This is a genomic window from Streptomyces sp. NPDC054847 (genome assembly GCF_053610925.1).
The window spans coordinates 1-6,294 of record NZ_JBSGZJ010000414.1 but is presented as its reverse complement, the minus strand read 5'-3'; the positions used below and the strand labels follow the sequence as shown (position 1 = coordinate 6,294).

The 6,294-nt window shown below is 73.5% G+C and carries 5 protein-coding genes; 3 read left to right on the top strand and 2 right to left on the bottom strand.

Annotated features, from left to right (window positions below; genetic code table 11):
- Window positions 1-10: 10 nt before the first annotated feature.
- A complete protein-coding gene (locus ACWGH4_RS28830; protein ID WP_453466088.1) occupies window positions 11-1,696 on the bottom strand; it encodes a BACON domain-containing protein in 1,686 nt (561 codons plus the stop codon).
- Window positions 1,697-1,868: 172 nt separating this feature from the next.
- Here ACWGH4_RS28830 and radA point away from each other — a divergent pair, with 172 nt between their 5' ends.
- On the top strand, window positions 1,869-3,311 hold the full coding sequence (radA, locus tag ACWGH4_RS28825) for a DNA repair protein RadA (protein WP_441263682.1): 1,443 nt from the start codon (window positions 1,869-1,871) through the stop codon (window positions 3,309-3,311).
- A 44-nt stretch (window positions 3,312-3,355) separates the two neighbouring features.
- Entirely contained in the window at window positions 3,356-4,480 is a 1,125-nt protein-coding gene (gene disA, locus ACWGH4_RS28820; protein WP_005314096.1) for a DNA integrity scanning diadenylate cyclase DisA, read from the top strand.
- An 82-nt stretch (window positions 4,481-4,562) separates the two neighbouring features.
- Here disA and ACWGH4_RS28815 read toward each other — a convergent pair whose 3' ends face one another.
- Entirely contained in the window at window positions 4,563-5,423 is an 861-nt protein-coding gene (locus tag ACWGH4_RS28815) for a hypothetical protein (protein ID WP_453466085.1), read from the bottom strand.
- A gap of 175 nt (window positions 5,424-5,598) precedes the next feature.
- Here ACWGH4_RS28815 and ACWGH4_RS28810 point away from each other — a divergent pair, with 175 nt between their 5' ends.
- Complete coding sequence (locus tag ACWGH4_RS28810) at window positions 5,599-6,252, top strand: phosphatase PAP2 family protein (protein ID WP_453466083.1); 654 nt, start codon at window positions 5,599-5,601, stop codon at window positions 6,250-6,252.
- Window positions 6,253-6,294 lie beyond the last annotated feature (42 nt).

Below are 6,294 nucleotides of genomic sequence, written 5' to 3'. Positions count from 1 at the left end.
CCCGTGCGCCTCAGTTCGCCGGCGGCGGTGTCGCCGGCTCCGTGGGCGGACCCGTCGGCGGGTCCGACGGGGTCGGGTCCGGCGCGGGCGACGACGGCGGGTCGGAGGGCGGCGGACTCGACGGCGGCGGGCTCGACGGCGGGGTCGGGTCCGGCGACGACGGAGGCGGGCCGGAGGGCGAGGTCGGGTCAGGGTCCGGCGACGACGGCGGCCTCGTGGCGTCACCGTGGCCGCGGATGAAGACGACCGCCCCGGACGGATCGACGCCCACCCGTGCCCGCCACGGCCCGGCCGGCTCCCGCGAACGGTCGACGGTCACATACAGGGTGATCGTTTCGCCGGGGTCCAGCGTGCCGGACGACCGGCTCAGACGGAGCCAGGACGCATCCGTCCAGGCCGACCAGCGGACCGGCGAGCCGCCGGACGCCGCGAGCGTGATGCGGGTGCCGTCCCCGGCCGGCTCCGCCTCGACGGTGATCCGGCCCGGCCCCACCCGGCCCGCGACGGACGGCGGCGTGATCCTTTCCTCGCTGACGACCTCGACCGAGACGTCGGGCGAGCTCCGGTTCGCCGTGAACCTCGGGTCCGGCGTCGTGCTCGCGTTGCCCGCGTTCTCGTAGTGGTCGTACGGGTCGGCGGCCGAGCCGCCGGCGCCCGCCCGCTCGTCCGCGCTCGCCGCGGGACCGCGGGCCTCCCCCGTCAGCGGCGCCCCTCGGTACGCGGCCCACAGGGCGAGTACCGGAGCGGCCACGACGGTGGCCACGACCGTCGTCGTCACCGCCCGCGCGCGCAGCCGGTCCCGCCGCGCCGCATGGTCCTTCGGGTCCAGCGGGAAGCCCCGGGGGCCGAACCGAGGCCCTCCGGCCCGCGCCCTCGGTACGTGCAGCATCGCCATGTAGGCGGCCGCCCTCGGCGCCTCGACCAGCGGCAGCACGGCGGGGGTGACCGCGGAGCCCGGCCAGGGCCCTCCCGCGCCGGCGCGCTCGGCGGCGCGCCGGCAGCGCGGACAGTCGTCGACGTGCCGTACGAGCTCCTGGCGCAGCGCCGCGGAGAGCAGCACGCGGTTGTCCCCGGTGAGCCGGCCGACCGCGGGGCAGTTGCCCGTCTCGACGACGGCGAGCGCGGCGCGGGTCCGCTCGACCTCGCATGCGGCGGCCGCGAGGAGGTCGCGCGTGGCCGCGGGCTCCGAACCGAGGACGGAGGCGACCTGGCCGGCGTCGAGCCCGTGCCGGACGGCGAGTTCGAGCGCCTCGCGCTGCTCGGGGGTGGTGCCGGCGGCCTCCGGCCAGGCCAGCAGGGCGAGTTCGGCGCGATGACGCTCCGGGGTCCCGGGGCTCGTCCGGGCGCGCTCCTCCGCGGCGGCGGGCCGCCCGGTGTGCGCGCCCTGGCGCCTGCGCCGCTGCTCCGTCAGCCGGCGCAGGCAGGCCCACCGTGCGAGCGCGTACAACCAGGCCTTCCGCTCGGCCGTGTCGCCGGGGCAGCGCCCCTGCTGGCGTTCGGCGATGGCGAGTACGTCACCGAGGACCGCCGTGGCCGCGTCGTGATCGCAGAGCACGGACAGGCAGTAGGTGAACAGGCCGTCCAGGTACGGCTCGTAACGTGCGGGCGGCCGCCCGGGCGACATTCGGGGGGCGCGTCGGTGCGCCCGGTGTGCGCCGGTGGTGTGGGTAGGGGATTCCAGCCTGCTGCTCGTCACTCCGTGACCGTAGGGGCAGGACCGCGACCCCTTCGCACCCCTTGAGCACTTTTAACCCCTACGGGTGAACAGTTCGCTCGAAGGGGGACAGCGATAGTGAAATCAGGGCCGAATGCCATCCCCCTTTCGGTCGAGTCGCCGCGCTGTCGGTGGCCCCGGTTACGGTTTGCGCATGGCTGCCCGTACGAAATCCGCGAAGGACCGGCCGTCCTACCGCTGCACAGAGTGCGGCTGGACGACCGTCAAGTGGCTCGGCCGCTGCCCCGAATGCCAGGCGTGGGGCACGGTCGAGGAGTACGGCGCACCCGCCGTCCGCACGACTGCCGCCGGCCGTGTGTCCACCGCCGCGCTGCCCATCGGCCAGGTCGACGGCCGGCAGGCGACCGCCCGCTCCACCGGCGTCGACGAGCTCGACCGGGTGCTCGGCGGGGGGCTGGTGCCCGGCGCCGTCGTGCTCCTCGCGGGCGAACCCGGCGTCGGCAAGTCGACGCTGCTGCTCGACGTCGCGGCTAAGGCGGCCAGCGACGAGCACCGCACGCTCTATGTGACGGGCGAGGAGTCCGCGAGTCAGGTGCGGCTGCGCGCCGACCGGATCAAGGCGCTGCACGACCACCTCTACCTCGCCGCGGAGACCGACCTCTCGGCCGTGCTCGGCCACCTGGACGCGGTCAAGCCCTCCCTGCTGGTCCTCGACTCGGTGCAGACCGTGGCGTCCCCCGAGATCGACGGGGCCCCCGGCGGCATGGCTCAGGTCAGGGAGGTCGCGGGCGCGCTCATCCGCGCCTCCAAGGAACGCGGCATGTCCACGCTGCTCGTCGGCCACGTCACCAAGGACGGCGCCATCGCCGGTCCCCGGCTGCTCGAGCACCTGGTGGACGTGGTGCTCTCCTTCGAGGGCGACCGGCACGCCCGGCTGCGCCTGGTCAGAGGCGTGAAGAACCGCTACGGCGCGACCGACGAGGTCGGCTGCTTCGAACTGCACGACGAGGGCATCACCGGCCTCGCGGACCCGTCCGGGCTGTTCCTGACCCGCCGCGCGGAGCCGGTCCCGGGCACGTGCCTGACGGTGACCCTGGAGGGCCGCCGCCCCTTGGTCGCCGAGGTGCAGGCCCTCACCGTCGACTCCCAGATCCCCTCTCCCCGGCGCACCACGTCCGGTCTGGAGACCTCCCGCGTGTCGATGATGCTGGCCGTGCTCGAGCAGCGCGGCCGGATCACCGCCCTCGGCAAGCGCGACATCTACAGCGCCACGGTCGGCGGGGTGAAGCTCTCCGAACCGGCCGCGGACCTGGCGATCGCGCTCGCCCTGGCCTCGGCGGCCAGCGACGTGCCCCTGCCGAAGAACCTGGTCGCGATCGGCGAGGTCGGGCTCGCGGGCGAGGTGAGGAGGGTCACGGGCGTCCAGCGCAGGCTGGCGGAGGCTCACCGTCTGGGCTTCACGCACGCCTTGGTCCCCTCCGATCCGGGGAAGGTCCCACCCGGTATGAAGGTCACGGAAGTCGCCGACATGGGTGACGCCCTGAGGGTGCTGCCCAAGGGCCGTCAGAGGTCCTCCGGCGACGGCTCGCGCAGAGAGCGGGCGGAGGCCCCACGGGAGGCGGAAGCTCGCCGGTAGACTTTGCCCTGGTCTCGCCCACCCGTACGAGCCGGAGGAGTGCAGTGGCAGCCAAGGACGGGGCATCAGCACCCGGAAAGTCCGGCGGAGGCTCCGGCAACGAAGCGCTGATCCGCGCCGCCCTGAGCGCCGTCGCACCGGGCACCGCCCTGCGCGACGGACTGGAGCGCATCCTCCGGGGCAACACCGGAGGCCTGATCGTTCTCGGCATGGACAAGACCGTCGAGTCGATGTGCACCGGCGGTTTCGTGCTGGACGTGGAATTCACCGCCACCAGGTTGCGCGAGCTGTGCAAGCTGGACGGCGCGCTCATCCTCGACAAGGACATCTCCAAGATCCACCGGGCGGGGGTGCAGCTGGTCCCGGACGCCTCGATCCCCACGGAGGAGACGGGCACCCGGCACCGCACCGCGGACCGGGTCTCACGTCAGTGCGGCTTCCCGGTCGTGTCCGTGTCGCAGTCGATGCGCCTGATCGCGCTGTACGTGGACGGGGAGCGCCGGGTCCTGGAGGAGTCGGCGGCGATCCTGTCCCGCGCCAACCAGGCACTGGCCACCCTCGAGCGCTACAAGCTCCGCCTCGACGAGGTCGCGGGCACACTGTCGGCCCTCGAGATCGAGGACCTGGTCACCGTCCGCGACGTCACCGCGGTCGCGCAGCGCCTGGAGATGGTGCGCCGCATCGCGACGGAGATCGCGGAGTACGTGGTCGAGCTGGGCACCGACGGCCGTCTGCTGGCCCTGCAGCTCGACGAGTTGATCGCGGGTGTCGAGCCGGAGCGTGAACTGGTCGTGCGCGACTACGTACCGGAGCCCACGGCGAAGCGCTCGCGCACCGTGGAGGAGGCACTCGCGGAGCTGGACGCGCTCAGCCACGGCGAGCTGCTCGAACTGCCCACCGTGGCCAGGGCGCTCGGCTACAGCGGTTCGCCGGAGACGCTCGACTCGGCGGTCTCGCCGCGCGGTTACCGGCTGCTGGCGAAGGTTCCGCGGCTGCCGGGCGCGATCATCGAGCGGCTCGTCGAGCACTTCGGCGGGCTGCAGAAGCTGCTCGCGGCGAGCGTGGACGACCTTCAGGCCGTGGACGGCGTCGGCGAGGCGCGGGCCCGCAGCGTGCGGGAGGGCCTGTCGCGGCTCGCGGAGTCCTCGATCCTCGAGCGGTACGTCTAAGGCCTCTCGTTCGGATCATGCCGGGACGGCCGTACGCCCCCGGGCGTTGTCGTGCCCGGCTCCTCCGGGGGAAGCCCTGGGCTCAGACCTTGTCGAGACGGAACGAGGCCGGCAGCACCGTCGTGCCCGGGAACGTCGCCTCCACCAAGTAGGTGCCCGGGCCTACCGCGCCCGCCGTCGGCGTCGCGCACTGCGGCGCGCTCCGCTTGCGGTCCCACTCCACGGTGTGCGTGATCGTGGACTTCGCCGGTACCTGGAGCAGCCGGCTCCCGGCCGGGCGCGGGCAGTCCTTGGTGGACCAGACGGACTCGTCCTCGGCGTCGGTGACGGTGAACACGGCCGCCTTCGGGCCGAAGTCGGCCTTGCATGTCGTCGCCGAGGAGTTGGTGACGACGAGCCGGAACGACGGGTTCTCCCCCGGCTCGTAGGCGACCTTCGCGCTGCGCAGCGTCAACTTCAGTGATCCCGGGGCGCAGTCGGGGAGCGTCGAGCCCGCCGGTACGGGGCGGCCGGCCGAACCCCCGCCCGCCGTACCGCCGGCACCGCCATCCGCGCCGCCGCCGTCCGTGCCACCGTCGGACGAGCCGCCGGTCGTGCCGCTCGTCGCTCCGCCAGAAGCACCGCCCGAGGAGTCGCCGGTACCGCTCGAACCGCTCGAACTCCCGGACCCTTTACCGCCGTTGTCCGCGCCGGCGTCCGATTCGTCACGCCCGCCCGGCTGTTCGCTGATCGCGGGCCCCGACTGGCCGGGCCCCGGCGTGATGGAGGGAAGGGGAGACGTACCCCCGGCGCCCTTGTCGTCGCTGCCGCCGCCCTCTCCCGCCGAACCGACCGCCCAGACGATCAGTACCGCGATGAGCGCAACCAGCGACGCCGCGACTGCCCTCCGTCGCCAGTAGATGGAGGAGGGGAGCGGCCCGATCGGATTGCGCAGAGATCCCACGGCTCAAACTCTACGAGAGATCCGGCCCAACTCCCGCCGTACCCGCCGCCATACTTCCGAACTCTGCCGATCATCATCACGGACCCTGCCCCGCAAGGCCGTTACTTTCGTCAGGGGTGGCCCTGTCCGATGGCCCCGGGTGACCGCCGCCGCAGGGAAGGTACGGTCCCTGACCATGGACAGCAGCATCACCCGCGATCTCTACCGGGACATCATCGACTTCGCCCACACGACTCCTTCCTGGGTGCAGCACGTCGCCGAACTCTGGACGGAGGCGGGGCTGTTGCTCTTCGGAGTGCTGTACGTGGTGGCCTGGTGGCGGTCGCGGGCGGGCGACAACCGTGCCGTCGCCCTCGCGGTGCTCGCACCGCTCGCGACGGCCGCCGGCTACGTCGTCAGCGAGTCCCTGAAGTCTGTCGTGGACGAGGAACGCCCGTGCCGCACCGTCGCGGACGCTGCGGCGGCACTGGTGCCCTGCCCGCCGACCGGCGACTGGTCGTTCCCCAGCAATCACGCGGCGATCGCGGGCGCGGCGGCCGTCGCCCTGGCCCTCGCGTGGCCCCGGATCGCGCTGCTCACGGTGCCGATGGCCCTGCTGATGGCGTTCTCCCGGGTCTTCGTCGGCGTGCACTACCCGCATGACGTGCTGGTGGGGCTGGTGGTCGGCGCCCTGGTCGCGACGGTGTTCACCCTGGTGCTGGTCCGTGCGGCGGCGACGCTGCTGGGCACGATGCGGATGAGCCGCGCACCGCTCGTGGTCTGGTTCGCCGGCCCCGGCCAGGCACCGGCGCAGGCGGCCGCGCCGCAGGCGTACGAGCCCCGCGCCTGACACTTTCGGGGGCTCCTTCGCCCCTGGGGAGCGGCCCGCTCC

Excerpts from the sequence above, each read along its gene's own strand:
- radA (WP_441263682.1), top strand. The coding sequence starts at position 1,869 with ATGGCTGCCCGTACGAAATCCGCGAAGGACCGGCCGTCCTACCGCTGC.
- ACWGH4_RS28810 (WP_453466083.1), top strand. The coding sequence starts at position 5,599 with ATGGACAGCAGCATCACCCGCGATCTCTACCGGGACATCATCGACTTC.